This window comes from Deltaproteobacteria bacterium (assembly GCA_016218975.1).
Classification (GTDB): Bacteria; Desulfobacterota; Deferrimicrobia; order Deferrimicrobiales; family Deferrimicrobiaceae; genus JAENIX01.
In genome coordinates this window covers 45,929-61,957 of the sequence record JACRCO010000034.1, presented here as the reverse complement: position 1 = coordinate 61,957, position 16,029 = coordinate 45,929, and the positions used below count along the sequence as shown (strand labels likewise).

At 61.6% G+C, this 16,029-nt stretch carries 15 protein-coding genes and 1 tRNA gene; 4 read left to right on the top strand and 12 right to left on the bottom strand.

The features are described from left to right. Nucleotides 1–1,494, top strand: a 1,494-nt coding sequence (locus HY896_04210; GenBank protein ID MBI5575547.1) for a recombinase family protein, incomplete at its 5' end; no start/stop codon positions are given. On the opposite strand, the gene HY896_04205 is transcribed toward HY896_04210, so the two are convergent. The 11 genes from HY896_04205 to corA all read right to left on the bottom strand — a co-directional run bounded on the left by HY896_04205 (nt 1,460) and on the right by corA (nt 11,065). After that, a tRNA-Asn gene (locus HY896_04205) sits at nt 1,460–1,535 on the bottom strand. The genes HY896_04210 and HY896_04205 overlap by 35 nt on opposite strands. 278 nt (nt 1,536–1,813) lie before the next feature. Further along, complete coding sequence (locus HY896_04200) at nt 1,814–2,611, bottom strand: VTT domain-containing protein (GenBank protein ID MBI5575546.1); 798 nt, start codon at nt 2,609–2,611, stop codon at nt 1,814–1,816. Between the two features lie 76 nt (nt 2,612–2,687). Next, nucleotides 2,688–3,335 (bottom strand): hypothetical protein, encoded by a 648-nt coding sequence (locus tag HY896_04195; GenBank protein ID MBI5575545.1) that lies wholly within the window; start codon nt 3,333–3,335, stop codon nt 2,688–2,690. Next, nucleotides 3,332–3,760 (bottom strand): PaaI family thioesterase, encoded by a 429-nt coding sequence (locus HY896_04190; GenBank protein ID MBI5575544.1) that lies wholly within the window; start codon nt 3,758–3,760, stop codon nt 3,332–3,334. Before HY896_04190 ends, HY896_04195 begins: the two co-directional genes overlap by 4 nt. Before the next feature lie 17 nt (nt 3,761–3,777). Beyond that, complete coding sequence (locus HY896_04185) at nt 3,778–4,782, bottom strand: FAD-dependent oxidoreductase (GenBank protein MBI5575543.1); 1,005 nt, start codon at nt 4,780–4,782, stop codon at nt 3,778–3,780. Between the two features lie 60 nt (nt 4,783–4,842). Beyond that, nucleotides 4,843–5,979 carry an ABC transporter permease gene (locus HY896_04180; GenBank protein ID MBI5575542.1) on the bottom strand — a complete coding sequence of 379 codons (1,137 nt, stop codon included), beginning with the start codon at nt 5,977–5,979 and terminating at the stop codon, nt 4,843–4,845. Between the two features lie 2 nt (nt 5,980–5,981). Beyond that, entirely contained in the window at nt 5,982–7,106 is a 1,125-nt protein-coding gene (locus HY896_04175; protein ID MBI5575541.1) for an ABC transporter permease, read from the bottom strand. After that, entirely contained in the window at nt 7,103–8,059 is a 957-nt protein-coding gene (locus HY896_04170; protein MBI5575540.1) for an ABC transporter ATP-binding protein, read from the bottom strand. The genes HY896_04175 and HY896_04170 overlap by 4 nt, the downstream gene beginning before the upstream one ends. An 18-nt stretch (nt 8,060–8,077) precedes the next feature. Beyond that, nucleotides 8,078–9,004 (bottom strand): ABC transporter ATP-binding protein, encoded by a 927-nt coding sequence (locus HY896_04165; GenBank protein MBI5575539.1) that lies wholly within the window; start codon nt 9,002–9,004, stop codon nt 8,078–8,080. 40 nt (nt 9,005–9,044) lie between these two features. Next, nucleotides 9,045–10,013, bottom strand: coding sequence for an efflux RND transporter periplasmic adaptor subunit (locus HY896_04160; GenBank protein ID MBI5575538.1), 969 nt, complete (start codon nt 10,011–10,013; stop codon nt 9,045–9,047). A gap of 26 nt (nt 10,014–10,039) precedes the next feature. Continuing rightward, nucleotides 10,040–11,065 (bottom strand): magnesium/cobalt transporter CorA, encoded by a 1,026-nt coding sequence (gene corA / locus HY896_04155; protein MBI5575537.1) that lies wholly within the window; start codon nt 11,063–11,065, stop codon nt 10,040–10,042. 334 nt (nt 11,066–11,399) lie between these two features. Here corA and HY896_04150 point away from each other — a divergent pair, with 334 nt between their 5' ends. Then, the gene (locus HY896_04150) at nt 11,400–12,647 is read left to right on the top strand and encodes a M48 family metalloprotease (protein MBI5575536.1); all 1,248 of its coding nucleotides are present in this window, start codon (nt 11,400–11,402) and stop codon (nt 12,645–12,647) included. Between the two features lie 18 nt (nt 12,648–12,665). On the opposite strand, the gene HY896_04145 is transcribed toward HY896_04150, so the two are convergent. Beyond that, nucleotides 12,666–13,517, bottom strand: a complete 852-nt coding sequence (locus HY896_04145) for a hypothetical protein (GenBank protein MBI5575535.1) — start codon at nt 13,515–13,517, stop codon at nt 12,666–12,668. Between HY896_04145 and HY896_04140 the strand changes: the two genes are divergently transcribed. Together HY896_04140 and hemE are read left to right on the top strand one after the other, a co-directional pair. Then, entirely contained in the window at nt 13,454–14,767 is a 1,314-nt protein-coding gene (locus HY896_04140; protein ID MBI5575534.1) for a radical SAM protein, read from the top strand. The genes HY896_04145 and HY896_04140 overlap by 64 nt on opposite strands. Before the next feature lie 198 nt (nt 14,768–14,965). After that, complete coding sequence (gene hemE, locus HY896_04135) at nt 14,966–16,000, top strand: uroporphyrinogen decarboxylase (protein ID MBI5575533.1); 1,035 nt, start codon at nt 14,966–14,968, stop codon at nt 15,998–16,000. The last annotated feature ends 29 nt before the right edge of the window (nt 16,001–16,029 follow it).

Genomic DNA, 16,029 nt, shown 5'->3' with positions numbered 1-16,029 from the left:
TACACCCGCATCTCGACCGACGAAGACCACCAGAAATACTCCCTCGGGGCCCAGTCGGAACGGCTGGAGGCCTACTGCAAATCGCAGTACGGAGACGACTGGCGCCTCCACAAGCTCTTCCGCGACACCGAATCCGGGACGCACATGAACCGCCCGGGCCTCGAGGAGATGCTCTACGACGCCGGGGCCCGGGCGTTCGATACTCTTCTCGTGTTCCGGGTGGACCGGCTATCCCGCAAGGTCCGCGAGCTCGCAATGATGGTCGATGAGCTCACGAAGAACGGGATCGCGCTGAAAAGCATCACCGAGCCGTTCGATACCGCGAATGCCGCCGGGAAGATGATGCTCCAGATGCTGGGCGTCTTCGCGGAGTTCGAGCACGCCACCATCGTCGAACGCACAAAGGTCGGGATGGAGAAGAAGGCCAAGGGCGGAAAGTTTGTGGGCGGAAACGTCCCGTACGGATTCACGCTCGATCCGGAAAAGGGCCTCGTGATCAACGAGGAGGAGGCCCTCATCGTCAGGAAGATGTTCCAGATGTACGCCTTCGGACGGGAAGGGATGCAGACAATCTGCCACAAGCTCAACGAGGCCGGTCACCGCAAGCGCAGCGGGCAGAAGTGGACCAAACAGGTGATCCTCCACATGGTCAGGAACCCGATCTACGTGGGGAAGATCCGCTGGCGCGAGGTGATCTACGAGGGAACCCACCAGCCCATCGTCTCCGAGGCCCTCTTCGACAAGACCAAGGGGCTCCTCAAAGACCGCGTGGAGACCTTGAGCGGCCGCCGGTTCGACAACGGGGAAGAACGACTGTTGGCCGGCATCATCTACTGCGCCAAGTGCAAGACCCACATGGTCGGGGTGAGCACACGTAATCATGGCCGCAAGTTCCCCTACTACCTCTGCAACAAGCGCTGGCGCATCCGCGAATGCGACCAGGACTACGTGCGGGCCGACCTCCTCGAGGCGGCGATCATCAAGGACATCCGGACGATGCTCCGGGACGAGGATTTCATGGCCCGCCTGTGGGCAAAGGCGAACGAGCTGCTGGTCGCGGAGAAACCCGCCCTGAAGAAGGAGCTCGCCCGGATCGAGAGTCAGATCGCCAAGGCACGGGCCAAGCTCGACCGGTACTTCGAAGCGTTCGAGGCCGGGACCATGAAGCCCGACCTATGCAACCAGAAGGTCAAGGACCTCACCGCCACCCTGGAAGCGCTGGAGATCGAGAGAAAAGAACTGGCTGCCCGGAAAGGCCGGCTTACGATCCCGCCGGTCGACAAGGAGATGCTCGAAGAGATCCTGAGGGAGTTCGACGAGACGATGGCGAACGGGACGAACCCGCAAAAAAAGCACCTTCTCCGCCGAGTGGTGAAGAAGGTGCTTATCCACGATCGCCGCACGATCGAGGTCTGGTACTGCTTACCGAAGCGGGCCTCGGTTCGTACGGCGGACTATTTGGCTCCCTGGGCAGGACTCGAACCTGCAACCTAGTGGTTAACAGCCACCCGCTCTGCCGGTTGAGCTACCAGGGAACGAAAAACGGCAGAGAAAAAATATATTCCCCCCCACCCCCGCCAGTCAAGCGGATAAACCCGCAGCCATCAGCATGTTTCCGACGCGGAGGCAGGGGCGGAAGAGACTACTGCGTTGCGTCCGGGAAGGCCGTTGTCGGGGCCTCGCCGGCGATGATGGGCTGAGTGGGAAATCCGGCCCGCAACCATGCGTCGAAACCGCCGTAGAGAACCGCGATCCTGTCGTACCCGCGCTTGATGAGGATCCGCGCCAGACTGGCGCTGGTGGCCTCGACCGGTCAGGTGCAGTAAAAAACGATGTCGCGGTCACGGGGCAGATGGTGGGCGAACCGGTGGAAGGATGCGGGGCGGACGCGCAAGGCGCCGGCGATCATGCTGTCGGACGATGCGTAATCGTTGTCCCTTCGCAGGTCGACGACCAGCAGGTCGTCCCCCGATGCGAGTCTCCGGTGGACTTCCTCGGGCATCACGCGCGGGGCGGAAAACGCGTGAACGAGGTAGTAGCGGAACCCGAGCCGCCAGGCCAGAGAGGCGCCGATCCCGGCAAGAAGGATCCATCCCGTCCAGCCCTGGATTCCGCGCGCGGACTCGGCGATCTCCTCGCCGAACGTCCACCCGAGCGCGGCGGCGCTTCCCGCCCAAAGCGTCGCGCCCGCTCCGTCGAGAGCGAGAAATGCAAGGATGGGCATCTTCGAGACCCCGGCAAGGGGAGGCATGATGAGGTTCACGCCGGGGAGGAATTTGGCGAAAAGTATGGTCGCGACCTTGCGCCGATGGAAACCGTCCACTGCGCGCTCGAGGCATGCATCCGGGTTGAAGGAGACCCTGCAAAGATGAGAGAGCACCCCGACGCCCCGATGCCGCCCCAGGTAGTACCAGGCGATGTCGCCCCCGATCGCTCCGAGAACGGCGGCCGCAATTATCCCCGGAAGGGAGAGTATCCCCGAAGCCGCAAAGGCGGCTGCAAGAATGATGAGCGGATAGGCGGGGAAGGGGACGCCGAGGTTCTCGATCAGGCTCGCGGCGAAAATCGCGATGCCGCCGTATATTCGTATGTAAACGACGAGTTCTCCCACGCAGTCTCCTCTGCACTGAATGCTTTCCTATAAGATATGCGGGCCGCGGGTTGCCGTTTCGGATGTGATGTCCCGGTCAGAAATTTCCCCGGGGTACGCCGCCCGCTTTGCGGTATGCGATCCAGCCGGAAACGGCGAGCAGCAGGATACCCGCAAGATAGGATGGAAGGAAAAAACCCGACGGCACGTTCTTCCCGTAGCCGATTTTGGCCCATTCCCGGATGTATGTCCCGATAACCGCAAGCGCGCCCGCCGCGCCGGACATCCACCCCCACAGGCCGGGTGCAAACGGGGCATCCTCGGGCATGCGAAGGAACACGAACGAGAACGCGATCATCCCCGTGGAGATGAGAATCACCGACCAGACCGGTCCCACCCACGGAGCGGGAATCAGGAACAGGATGTCCCAATCGAAAAGCCCCGAAGGCCACCCGATGGCGGCGCGAAGCCACACGTAATAGAAAATGTCCCAGGCGCCGAACGTAAGGAGGAATGCTCCCATCCTGCGCAGACCGCCTCGCCCGGAAAGAAAGGAAACGAAAATCAGCATCGCGACCGTCGCGGCTTCCCGGGCGATCTCGATCGTGAGCAGCGGGGGGGGAAGATCCTTCATGGGGAAGATTTCTACCTCCCCGAGAACCCGGCGGAGGTAGACGACGACCGCCGCCTCGGCGAACGCCATCGCGGCGGCGAAAAGGACCAGCAGGGCGCCGGTCCGCCTCATCTCCCTTTTGCTGCTTCGCCCGAGAGCACCGTGCATGTGGAGGAGCCGCGCGCCACCGTTTTTCCGGCCTCGTTCGTCACGTCGAACTCCACCATGCCGACCGTCCTTCCCCTGTGCGTCACCTTCGCTTTAGCCGTCAATTTCTCGTCGAAAACGGGTCTCAGGAAATTGACCTTGAGTTCAAGGGTCGTGAACGATTCGCCCGGCCCGAGAGTCGTTGCGAACGCGTATCCCATCGCGAGGTCCGCGAGGTCGCACAGGATCCCGCCGTGGACCGTCCCCATCGGGTTGTGATGGCGCTTGTCGGCTTTCATCTCCAGTACTGCTTCGCCGCCTCCGAACGACAGCGAGCGGATCCCCACGAGGACGGCCACCGGCGGCGTCTTCATCTTTTCCTTCATCCGATCCGAAAAGGCCTGCTCCATTTCCCCCCCGTCGCCTTCTATTTGATCCGGTCAAGCAGCGCCGGTCCGAAGAGGATCCAGAAGTAATCCGACGTTTCCCGGGCGTAAAGCTTTTCCGCGCCCGCCATGTTCTCACCCGCAAGTCTCCCCTGCTTTATGGCGCTGCGCAATCCGAAATTGATCCTGCTGTGCCCGCTCCCCCAGTCGAAAAGCTCGGCGCAGTCGCCGGCGGCGTAGATGTTCGGAACGTTCGTTCTAAGACGGTCGTCCACGAGAATCCCGGCTCCCGTCTCCACCCCGCTGCCGGCAAGAAATCCTGTCGAAGGCGACCGCTCGTTCGCGATCACGACTGCATCGCAACGGACCGGTGGGCCGCCGACGGTCGGAACGGCCTCGAGACCTCCTGCGACCTCACGCAGTTCGGCGATGTCATGTCCGTCGAGTATCCTTACGCCGGTGTTCCTGACCGAATCGAGGATGTTGGCTTCCAGTTCCCCCCCGATCGGGTAGCCGTGGCGTGGTTTGTCGGAACGGAACCAGACCACGCCGTTTCCCCGTTTCCGCAGGGCGCTGCTCGTAACGATCGCGAGAAACCCCGGCCCGCACACCGCAACGGTCCCCCGCGGCGGGACACGCTCGAGGATCTTCAACGTGTCTTCCAGTGAATCGAACGGCAACACCGACGGGTGGCCGATCCGCAGCGCGGGCGGAATGCCGGGCTTCCCGCCGGTCGCCACTAGAAGGACGTCGTACGCCGACCCGGTTCCGTCGGAAAATACAACACGATTTCCCGCGGTATCGAGCTTCGAAGCGCGCATCCCGAGGCGGACGTCGATCCCCAGTTCCGAAAGGTCGGCGGCCTGAGGCTCTGAAATCGCGGCGCGTCCCACCCGGCCCGCGATCAACTCGGTCAGCAACGGTCTTGAATACGGCGGGTCCCGCTCCTCCGTCGCGATTACGATTCCGGCATTCGGATCTTTCCCGCGGATGGCCTTCGCGGCGGCGACACCGGCGGGACCGCATCCCAGAATGAGATATCTCATCGGAATCCCCCTCGGCATGATCGTTTTTCAAGGAGTGATCGCACAATATATGATGCCGCTTCAGTCGAGCCGTTTCCTGAACCGGAGCGATGCGATGGTCAGCAGGGAGACCCCGAAACCCGCCATGGCAAGCGCCTCCGGCCAAAGGACCCCGATCCCGCTTCCCTTGAGGAAGATCCCGCGGATGACGGTCGCATAGTAACGAAGCGGGACGGCGTAGGTGACGTACTGGATCGCGGCGGGCATGTTCTCTATCGGAAAAAGCAGCCCGGACAAGTAGACCATCGGCGTCATCAGAAGGAACCCGGAGGCCATCATCGCCTGTTGCTGCGTGCGGACGAGGGTCGACACGAGGAGGCCCAGGCCCAACGTCGTAAGGAGGAACAAACATGTAAGAAGAACAAGGAGGATAAAGGACCCGCGAAGAGGCACGCGGAAATGCCATACGGCGATGGAAGTCACCAGAAGGAGATCGACGATTCCGATGACAGCGAAAGGAAACAGTTTCCCGACGATCAGCTGCCACGATCGGATCGGGGTCACGATCACCTGCTCCATGGTGCCGATCTCCTTCTCGCGGACCACTCCCATGGATGCCATGACCATCGTCATCACCATGATGACCATCGCGAGGATCGCCGGGACATAGAACCAACGGCTCTTCAGATCGGGGTTGTACCAGGTGCGGGGCACAAGCTCGACGGCAGCAAGCCGCGACATCGCCCCGGGGCCGGCGAGGTTTCCGATCCTGTTTCGTATCAACACGCCGCTTTTTTCGGAAATTATCCGTGAAGCGTAGCCCAATCCCACGACCGCCGAGTTGGAATCGCTGCCGTCGGCGATCAACTGGACGCGCGGGGACCTCCCCGCCGCCGTCTCCTTTCCGAAACCCGGTGCGATGACGAGCGCCACCTGCGCGCGCCCGTCGACCAGCCATCGCTCGACAGCCGCCGTGCCGTCCTCGTATCCGGCCAACACGAAATACCCCGATCCGGTGAACCGTTCCGCCAGTTCGCGGCTTGCAGCCGTCCGATCCTGGTCGACGAGGAGAAGCGGGATACCGGAGACATCCAGGTTCGCGGCATATCCGAAAAGGACAAGCTGGATTGCGGGCGCGATGAAAATCATCGGAAGGATTTTCCTGTCCCGCCGCAACTGGAGGAATTCCTTGACGATGACCTGTAGAAGGATTCGCATGACTATGCCTCTTCACGCCTCAACCGCAGGGATGCGATCAGCATGACCGCGGCGGCGTAGATCCCGAGGAAGAGCATCTGCTTCCCGTACGGTCCGAGGCCCGCGCCCTTGAGAATGATCCCCCGCAGGACGATCAGGAAATATCTCGCCGGCACCGCGTAGGTCACCCACTGGAGCGCCTGGGGCATCGAGCGGATCGGGAATATGAAGCCGGACAAAAGAATTGCCGGAAGCATCGAGGTGATAAGCCCCATCTGGAACGCCATGGCCTGCGAATCGGAAACGCTGGATACGAGGAGTCCCCATCCGAGCGCTCCGACGAGGTAGAGGAGGGTCGCAAGGAACAGGTCGAGATATGGGCCCCGGATCTCCACGCCGAAAAGGAACCTCGCCGCCGCCAGGATGGAAAGAGCCGCAACCAGCGAGATTCCGAGGAAAGGAGCGCATTTTCCGAGGATAAGCTGGACGGTCCCGAGCGGAGCCGTCCGGAGCTGCTCCATCGTTCCCCGCTCCTTCTCACGGACGATGGAAAGGGCCGTGGAGAGGACGGCCGTGAGCATCAGGATGAATCCGATCAGACCCGGCACCAGGAAATATGTGGAACGAAGCTCGGGGTTGTACCATACCCTTGGCTCATAAGCGATGGACGGGACGGCCGCCCTTCCCGCCTCCGTGAACCGGTCGTGCATGATCGCTACGTTGGTTTCCGCGACAAGCGAAGAGGCATAACCGAGGATCGTGGATGCGGTGTTGGCGTCGCTTCCGTCGAGAAGAAGCTGCACGCGGGCCGTCCTTCCTGCGTCGAGGGACCGGGAGAAATCCTCCGGGATGACGAGAACGGCCTTGGCGAGCCTTCGTTCCGTGATCGCGTCCAGGTCGGCCCCCGCGGGCAGGTACGCTGCAAGATCGAAATACGTGGAGTTGGTGAACGATGCGATCAGCTCCCTGCTCCTGGCGCTCTTGTCCAGGTCCTGCACGGCCAGCGCCACGTGCCTGACATCGAAATTCACGGCATACCCGTAGAGGAGGAGCATCAACAAGGGGACCCCAAGCAGCATGACGAGGCTTAAAGGGTCGCGGCCCGCCTGCCGCATCTCCTTGACGGCGATCGCCCGGGTTTTCCTCATTTGCCGTTTCCCCCCGCCGCCCATCGGGTTTCCTCTTCATCGACGTGGTGAATGAAAATATCCTCCAGGGAGGGCGAAATCGGCTCGGCGGTTGCTGGGGAGTTCCCATCCCGTTCAAGCGTCTCGACGACAAGCCGGCGCCCCGCTTCAGGGTCGCGGACGACTATGTGGATCTTCGTTCCGAAAATCGAAGTCTTGATAACCCACTCGCACCCGCCCAAACGCTCCAGGGCTTCCACCGGCCTCGGACAGGAAACTTCGAGCACCGCCTTCCCGGCGAAAATGCCCTTGAGCTGCGAGAGCGAACCAAGCGCCACGAGCCTGCCGGCGTGCATCAGCGCAAGTCGGTCGCAGTACTCGGCCTCGTCGAGGTAATGCGTGGTCACGAAAACCGTAACCCCTTCGGCGGCCATCCTGTCGATCAATTGAAAGAACATCCTGCGTGAAACAGGATCGACTCCCCCGGTGGGTTCGTCGAGGAAGAGGACGCGGGGCCGGTGCAGGACGGCGCAGGCGAGCGCCAGCCGCTGTTTCCAGCCGCCCGGCAGACTGCGTGTAAGGAGGTCCTCTTTGCCTTCGAGCCCCGCCATTTCCATCGCCCATCGTTCCCGCCCGGCCTGCGCTTCTCCCTGCAGCCCGTAAACGCTGCCGAAGAAACGCAGGTTCTGGCGCACCGTGAGGTCCTCGTACAGGGAAAACCGCTGGCTCATGTAGCCGATGACGCGCTTCACGCTTTCGGGATCTTTCGCGACGTCGATGCCGAGAACGTGGGCGGAGCCGGAAGAGGGCGCAAGGAGACCGCAAAGCATCCGTATGGCGGTGGACTTCCCCGCGCCGTTGCTTCCGAGGAAACCGAAGATCAGCCCTTCATCGACGGAGAACGTCAGGTCGTCGACCGCCCGGAAATCGCCGAATCGCTTGCAAAGGTTTTTCACATCGACGGCGGTCGTCATCGTTTGCGAAATTTCCCCTCAACCCGCTTCGCGGACCGCTCCCGGGGAGCGGAGCCGGGAGATGAAGATGTCCTCGAGCGAAGGCTCCACGGGACGCGCCGAGTCCACCTCTATGCCCCCCGCGGACTGAAGCGCCGCGGACAGTCGCGTTGCGGCAGGCGGAGCCTCCGCCGAAGGGACGCCGGGAAGGAAGGCATGAAGGCGCTCGCCGAAGGATTCCGCCTCCGCGACCCCGTCCAGCCCGCGCAGGAGCTCCAGCGCCCGGCGCTTCGGACGGGCCAGAATCTCAATGATGATTCCCTGCAATCCTTTTCTCAGCTCGTCCGGGGCATCCAGCGCCAGCAGACGGCCGCGGTCCATGAGAGCGACGCGATGGCACCGTTCCGCTTCGTCGAGATAGGGGGTCGTCATAAGGATCGTCAACCCCTCCTGCCGGAGCCTCGCGAGCAGTCTCCAGAAGTCCCGGCGCGACACGGGGTCCACGCCCGCCGTCGGCTCGTCCAGCACGAGCAGTTCGGGCGTGTGAATCAGGGTGCATGCCAGCGCGAGCTTTTGCTTCATCCCACCGGATAGCCGGTCGGCAAGGCGCCCGCGAAACGGGGTCATCCGCACCATGTCGAGAAGTTCGTCCCGCCGCGCCTGCCATCCGCGTACACCGTGGATATCCGCGAAGAACGCGATGTTCTCGTCCACAGAGAGGTCGCCGTAGAGGGAGAATCGCTGGGAGAGGTAGCCGATCCTGGCAGTCAATTTCCTTTTTTCGCGGACCGGGTCGAGCCCGCAGGTGCGGACGGTTCCCGCGTTTGGCGGGAGCAGACCGATTGCGACCCTCAGCGTGGTCGTCTTGCCCGCTCCGTCCGGGCCGATGAGGCCGAACATCTCTCCCCGGCGCACGTCCATGGTGATTCCGTCGACTGCCGTCACCGTCCCGTAGCGCCTGGACATGTTATCGATCTGGACCACGGCATCCGCGCCGCCCACGACCCTACCCCTTCGCCGGAATCCGGGCCTCGGCGGGCATGCCCGGCTTGAACAGCCCGTCCCCGTTTTCAAGGCCCACCTTGACCTTGTAGACGAGTTTCACCCGTTCGTCCCTTGTCTGGACGTTCTTCGGGGTGAATTCGGCCTTCGGGGAGACATAAGTGACCTTGCCTTTCCTCTTCTGGCCCGCGTCCGTGACAACTTCGACCTCCTGGCCGACGCGGATGCGGCCAAGGTCGGGCTCCGCAATGTATATCGTCAGCCAGGCGTCCGCAAGGTCGGTCACGACGAGCAACGGCGTCCCGGCGGATATCAGCTCCCCCTGCTCCGCCACCTTCCCGGTCACGAACCCGGCAAGGGGGCTTGTCACCGTCGCGTCTTCCATTTGCTGCCGGATCTGCGCGATGCGCGCCTCGGCGGCGGCAAGCCGCGCCCGCGCCGCGTCGATCTCCTCCTTCCTGAACCCCGCCTTGAGACGCCGCAGCCTCTCCTTCTCTCCTTCCAGGGTTTTCGCGGCGACATCGCGCTGCGCAAGGGCGTCGTCCCGGGATTTCACCGTCCCGGAGCCAGTGTCCAGGAGCCCCTGCCTCCGGCCAAGCTCCTTCTGCTTCCCATCCAGGTCGGCTTCCGCCGCGGCCACCCTTGCCTCCGCCTGGGCTATGTCTTCCTTCCGCTCTCCGGCAAGCCGCAGGGCCAGGTCGGCTTTCGCCTGGTCGCGCTCCGCGAGCGTTGCGCCGAGGGAAAGGCGAAGATCCACAGTGTCTATCCGTGCGACGACCTGCCCCGGCGCCACCACGTCGCCTTCCTTCAGGGGCAGTTCCTTCAGTTTTCCCCCGACCTTGCTCGAAATACGCACGTCCGTCGCTTCGACATGGCCGGAGGCCGCGATCAGCGTTTCGTCCTTTTTCCCGCCGCAGGCTGCCGCCGCGATCGCGACGGCAATTACCGCCGCTACGACTAATGCGCTTCGCATATCGACTCCCCCTTGGCTGTCAACACTCAGAGCCACTTCTTCCTGCGGAAGTAGTACAGCATCCCCGCTGCGATGGCGCCCATGACGAACAGGACAACCGGATAGCCGTATTTCCAGTGGAGCTCCGGCATATTGTACGGGGACGCCTGCGGGTCGAAGTTCATCCCGTAGATGCCGACGACGAACGTCAAGGGGATGAAGATCGTCGCGATCACGGTGAGCACCTTCATGATTTCGTTCATCCGGTTCGATACGGACGACATGTACTCGTCTACGATGCCCGACGCCGTCTCGCGGTGCGTCTCCACCATGTCCATCACCTGCACGGTATGGTCGTAGCAGTCCCTCAGGAATACCTTCGTCTCCTGCCGCACCAGTGGGGATTCCTCGCGCAGCAGCTCGTTCATCGCGTCCCTTGCGGGCCACACCGCCCGTCGTATCTCGAGTATCCGTTTTTTCACACGGTGTATCTCCCGCAATGTCTCGGGTACGGGATGGCGGATCACCCTTTCCTCCAGTTCCTCTACTTCGTCCCCCAGTTTTTCGAGGGACGGGAAGTAGGCGTCGATCACGGCGTCGCAGAGGGCGTAGGCGAGGAAATCCGCCCCCTCGTTCCTTATGAACCCCGTCCCCTTGCGGATCCGTTCGCGGATCGGCTCGAAGCAGTCCCCGGGCCGTTCCTGGAACGTCACCACCACGCGCTCTCCCAGGAATATGCTCACCTGCTCCGGGCTTTCCGGGTAGCGGACTTCGCGAAGGACGATGAGAAGGTTCCCCTCATACAGCTCCACCTTGGGCCTTTGGGGAACGTTCAGGACGTCTTCGAGCGCCAGCGGGTGGAATCCGAACCGCTCCCCTATCGCCCTCACCGCCGACGGATCGGAAAGGCCGCGGACATCGATCCAAAGAACGCCTGCTGCGGGAGCGGAGACTGACGGGATTTCCCCGGCGGGAAGAATCCTCTCCTCGAAAGCCGCCCGGTCGTACTTGATGAGTGCGATCCGCACCGGGCCGGTACCGGCTTCAGCGTGGGCCGCAAGGGTTCCCGGCATCGTGCCGGGGGGATGCCACCGCTTCCTCCGTTTGCCGGCCACAGTCGCACCTCCCCGTTTTCGTTTTTTCTCTTATATCCCAATCGGCATTTTGCACCAAGATCCACTGCTTGACCCGCAAGGTTCATGGGATGTGTCCGACGACGCCTCCGGATGGAACAGGAACATGGGCAGACGCGGGGTGCAGACCCGGGGTTGCGGCCATTCCCGGCCGCGTGGAATAATCAGGGGAAATCCGCAGGTGAAAGTTTTTAAGAACGTCCCTGTTTTTAAGTGCCGGTTTTTTGTACATGGCGTGAGCCTGAATACTCGCGTGTCGGGAGAGGGATCCGTGATGGGTCAGCGTTCCCACAAAGGCATCGCCGTCATCCTGCTCCTGTTCGTCTTCCTCGCGCTTATCGCCTACAGCTGCGCAGTAAACCCCGTCACGGGAAGGTCCGAGCTCTCCATCGTATCGTTCTCGGAGCAGGAGGAGATCGCTCTCGGCGCGAAGGCGTATACGCCCGCCGTCCAGCAGCAGGGAGGCTTCTACCGGGACCGGGCGCTTGAAGAGTACGTCCAGTCCGTCGGGATGCGGCTCGCCCGCGTCTCCCACAGGCCGAACCTGAACTATCGCTACCGGGTGCTCAATTCCTCCGTTCCCAATGCGTTCGCGCTTCCCGGCGGCTTCATCGTGATCAACCGGGGACTGCTCGTCCACCTGAAGAGCGAGGCGGAGCTGGCGGCGGTCCTTGGACACGAAACCGGGCACGTCACGGCGAAACATTCGCTTGCGGGTTATCAGCGGGCGATGGCCGCCAACCTGCTGCTCACGGGGATATCGGCCGCGGCGGGAAAAAGGGCCGGTGTGATGGAGGTCTCGAGCATCACCACATCGCTCCTCGAAAACGGGTTCTCCCGCGACCAGGAGCGGGAAGCCGACTGGCTGGGGATCGACTACATGGTGCGTGCGGGATACAACCCGGAAGGGGCGATCCGGCTTCAGGAATACTTCTACCGCGAGCTCGAAAAGGGGAAGAACCCCATGTTCGTTGAGGGGCTCTTCCGCACCCACCCGTTTTCCAGGGAACGGCTGGACAACGCACGCGCGAGGATCGCGGAGCGGTACCCGGACACCGTGCGCAATCCGAACTACACTTTCAACGAAACGGCATTCATGCGAAGCACCGCGGACATCCGGGAAGTGCAGAAGTCATACGACATCGCCGACGAAGGGGACAAGCGCCTGAAAGAGAAAAAATACGGCGAAGCGCTCGACAGGTACCGGGAAGCTGTCTCGCGGCAACCGGAGCAGGCCCCGCTCCACTCGTCCGCGGGGCGAGTGTACCTGATCCAGAAGAACTACCCTGCCGCGGAGAATTCCCTGCGCCGGTCGATCCAGCTCGACGGCGAGTTCTTCGAGCCGCACTTCCTTTTCGGCGTGCTTCGGTACCAGCAGAGGGACTATCGGGGAGCTATCCCGGAGCTTTCGAGAAGCATGGACCTGTTGCCCACGAAGCAGGCGGCGGGGTACCTGTCCAAGTCATACGAAGCGATCGGCGACAAGCAAAACGCGAAAAAGTACGCCGACATGGCGAAATAGTCCGCGCCCCGTCTCGCCCTACCTTTTACCGGACAGCGATTGCATCTTCCGGTCGATCGAGCGAATCTCGTTCTGAATGGAATTCCGTTCCGTTATAAGTTTCTGCCACTCCTGCTTTCGCTCCAGGTAGAAGGAACGCGCCTGCCGCTTGCGGTCCTTTGCATGGCGGATCGAGTCGCGCTCTGAACTGATCCTGTCGTTCAGCCGCTTGATCTCCGCGGAAATCCGGCCGGCATCTCCACGCGAGGATCCTCTCGGCATCGCATCGCGCTGAGATTGGAGCTCGTCCCGCTTGTCGCCGAGGTCCTGGATAGACTGGAGAGACCTTTCGATGGCGGAATCCTCCGAATCGAGGAGCCAGTTCATCCGCCCCTCTTCATCCGCCATTCCCTTTTCCGTCGCTGCGATCCGATCGTCGAGGGCGTCCCGCCGGTCCAGCAAACGGTCCCGCTTCTCCTTCAATTCCTCGATCGCCTTCCGATCTGCCTGCATGCGGACATCTTCCTGCATTTCCCGCAGTTCCGCACGGCGCGCCCGGCCTTCCGCACGCAGCCGGTCGTGGGACGCTTTATCAAGGATCGCCGGCCGGACTTCCATTCCAACGCGGATTTTGGCGTAGGCGTCCCCGGAAAGGGGCTGGCTCCAGAAACGCTTCTCGAAGATTTCGTACGGATAGATCAGGACGATTCCGTTATCCGCGGAAACCTGGAAATCGCTGTCGCGGGTAACACCGTTGTCGGAACCAAGCGGTATGGATACCGCGTACGAAGTGTCGTTTTTCACATCGACCGCCGGTCCCGCCGCGAATGCGAAGGAAAGGGCCGCGCAAAGCACCGCAGTCGCGAGAAGCATGGGAATCGCTCGTTTCATGCACATTTGAGTTCCTCCCGCGGACGGGAATTCGATATCCGGGTCTTTTATGCTTCGATTATAATAGTAAGGTTATCTATCAGGTGCCATTGGGCGTTTTCTGCGTTACCGCCCTTTATCTATGGAAAGGATACATCTTGGCCAAGGAAGAATTCATCCCGAAATGGATCGCCTGGGAAGTCACCGGGCGTTGCAACCTCAACTGCATACATTGCCGCGCCGCTTCTTCCATGTTCTCGCATGACACCGATTTCACGACGGATGAAGCGAAGAAGCTCATCGACGACATAACCTCCTTCTGCAGCCCCGTTCTCGTGCTTTCGGGAGGGGAACCGCTCCTTCGCAAGGACCTCTTCGAGATCGCCAAATACGGGACCGAAAAAGGCTTGCGCATGTGCATCGCCACGAACGGGGTCCTGGTTACCGACGAGGTATGCGAAAAGATGAAGGAGGCCGGGATAAAGATGGTTTCCCTGTCCCTGGACGGGTCGACGGCCGCCGTCCACGACGACTTCAGGAAGCAGCAGGGCGCGTTCGAAGCGACACTGAAAGCCGCGGAAACTTTCCGGCGGAACGATGTCCCGTTCCTTGTCAACTCCTCCTTCGCGAAGCGCAATCAGCACGACATCGCCGCCACGTACAAGCTGGCCAAGGAAATCGGCGCCAAGGCGTGGTACATGTTCATGATCGTCCCCACCGGGCGGGGGAAGGAGATCATGGACGAGCTGATCAGCAAGGAAGATTACGAGAAGATTTTGGAATGGCACTATCAGATGGAGAAGGACGAGACGGACCTGCTCGTGCGGCCCACGTGCGCTCCGCACTATTACCGGGTGCGCCTGCAGAAAATGAAAGAGGAGGGGCATCGCTTCTCCCCGAGGTCGCTCACATTTTCGACCGGCGGCGGAAAGGGATGCATCTGCGCGCAAACGATCGCCTTCATCGACTCGAAGGGGAACGTCCAGCCCTGCTCCTATTTCCCGGTCGTCGCGGGGAACGTCAAGAAGCAGTCGTTCAAGGAGATCTGGGACCATTCCGAGTTGTTCGAGTCGCTGCGCGCCTTCGAAAAGTACAAGGGGCGGTGCGGCGAGTGCGAGTACCTGAACGTCTGCGGCGGCTGCCGCGCGCGCGCCGACGCGGTGCTGGAGGACTATCTCGAGGAGGAGCCGTTCTGCGGCTACGTCCCGCTCAAAACGCGGAAGCGCCTCTCCGAAACCGTCGCCGCCGTCAAGCAGCCCGCGGAGAAATAACTTGCACTTAAAAACGGGGACGTTCTTAAATCAAAAACAGGGACGTTCTTAAAAAGTCTTTATCAATAAAATACAACGAATAGCATCGTCGAATTCCAGGAATGTCATTACGTTACAGTAAGGGTTGCGAGTTTTTAAGAACGTCCCTGTTTTTGATTTAAGAACGTCCCCGTTTTTAGGATTCAAGGAGAGGTGAGAATGGGCGATTACAGGTTTCTGAAGGCATGCCGGCGGGAGCCGGTGGACGTCACCCCCGTGTGGATCATGCGACAGGCCGGGAGATACCTTCCGGAATACCAGGAAGTGCGCGGAAAGAACTCGTTCCTCACGATGTGCAAGACTCCCGAGCTCGCGGCCAGGGTGACGATTCAGCCGGTCGAACGGCTCGGGGTGGATGCCGCCATTCTCTTTTCCGACATCCTTATTCCCGTGGAGGCGATGGGAGTGCCGCTGGAATTCCACGAAGGGAAGGGGCCGCTTCTCGGGAAAGAGATCCGGTCGCAGGCGGATGTTGATTCGCTCGCCGTGCCGGATCCGGTCGAGAAAGTCCCCTTCGTGATGGAGGCGATCCGGATCCTGCGGAAGGCGTTCGAAAACAAGGTCCCACTTATAGGATTCTCCGGCGCCCCGTTCACCCTTTGCTCCTACATCGTGGAAGGCGGGACATCGCGCAACTTCATCAAACTCAAGACACTCATGTATCAGGCTCCGGAAGTGTACCGGTCGCTTATGGGGAAGATCACGCGCACGGTGATCGCATATCTGAAAGCCCAGATCGAAGCCGGCGCGCAGGCTGTCCAGATCTTCGACACATGGGCCGGCATCCTGAATCCCGGCGATTACGAAGAGTACGCCCTCCCGTATACCCGGCAGGTGGTCGAGGGGATCCGGGGCGGAAACGTTCCCATCATCCATTTCGCGAACGATTGCGCAACGCTGCTGCCTTCGATCAAGACGCTTGACGTGGACGTGGTCGCCGTCGACTGGCGCATCCCTCTGGACGTCGCGGCCGTCATCGTAGGAAAGGAAGCCGCGCTGCAGGGAAACATGGACCCGACGATGCTTTTCCATCCGCCGGAGAAAATCGACGATTGCGTGAGAGACGTCCTTTCTCGGGGGGAAGCGGCTGCATCCCACATCTTCAACCTCGGTCACGGGATACTGCCGCCCACCAATCCGGAGCACGCCGTCGCCATGGTCGAGGCGGTCCACCGGTTCGGCAGGAAATCGTAAGGTTAGCGATTCCCGGGAGGAAGTCCGCC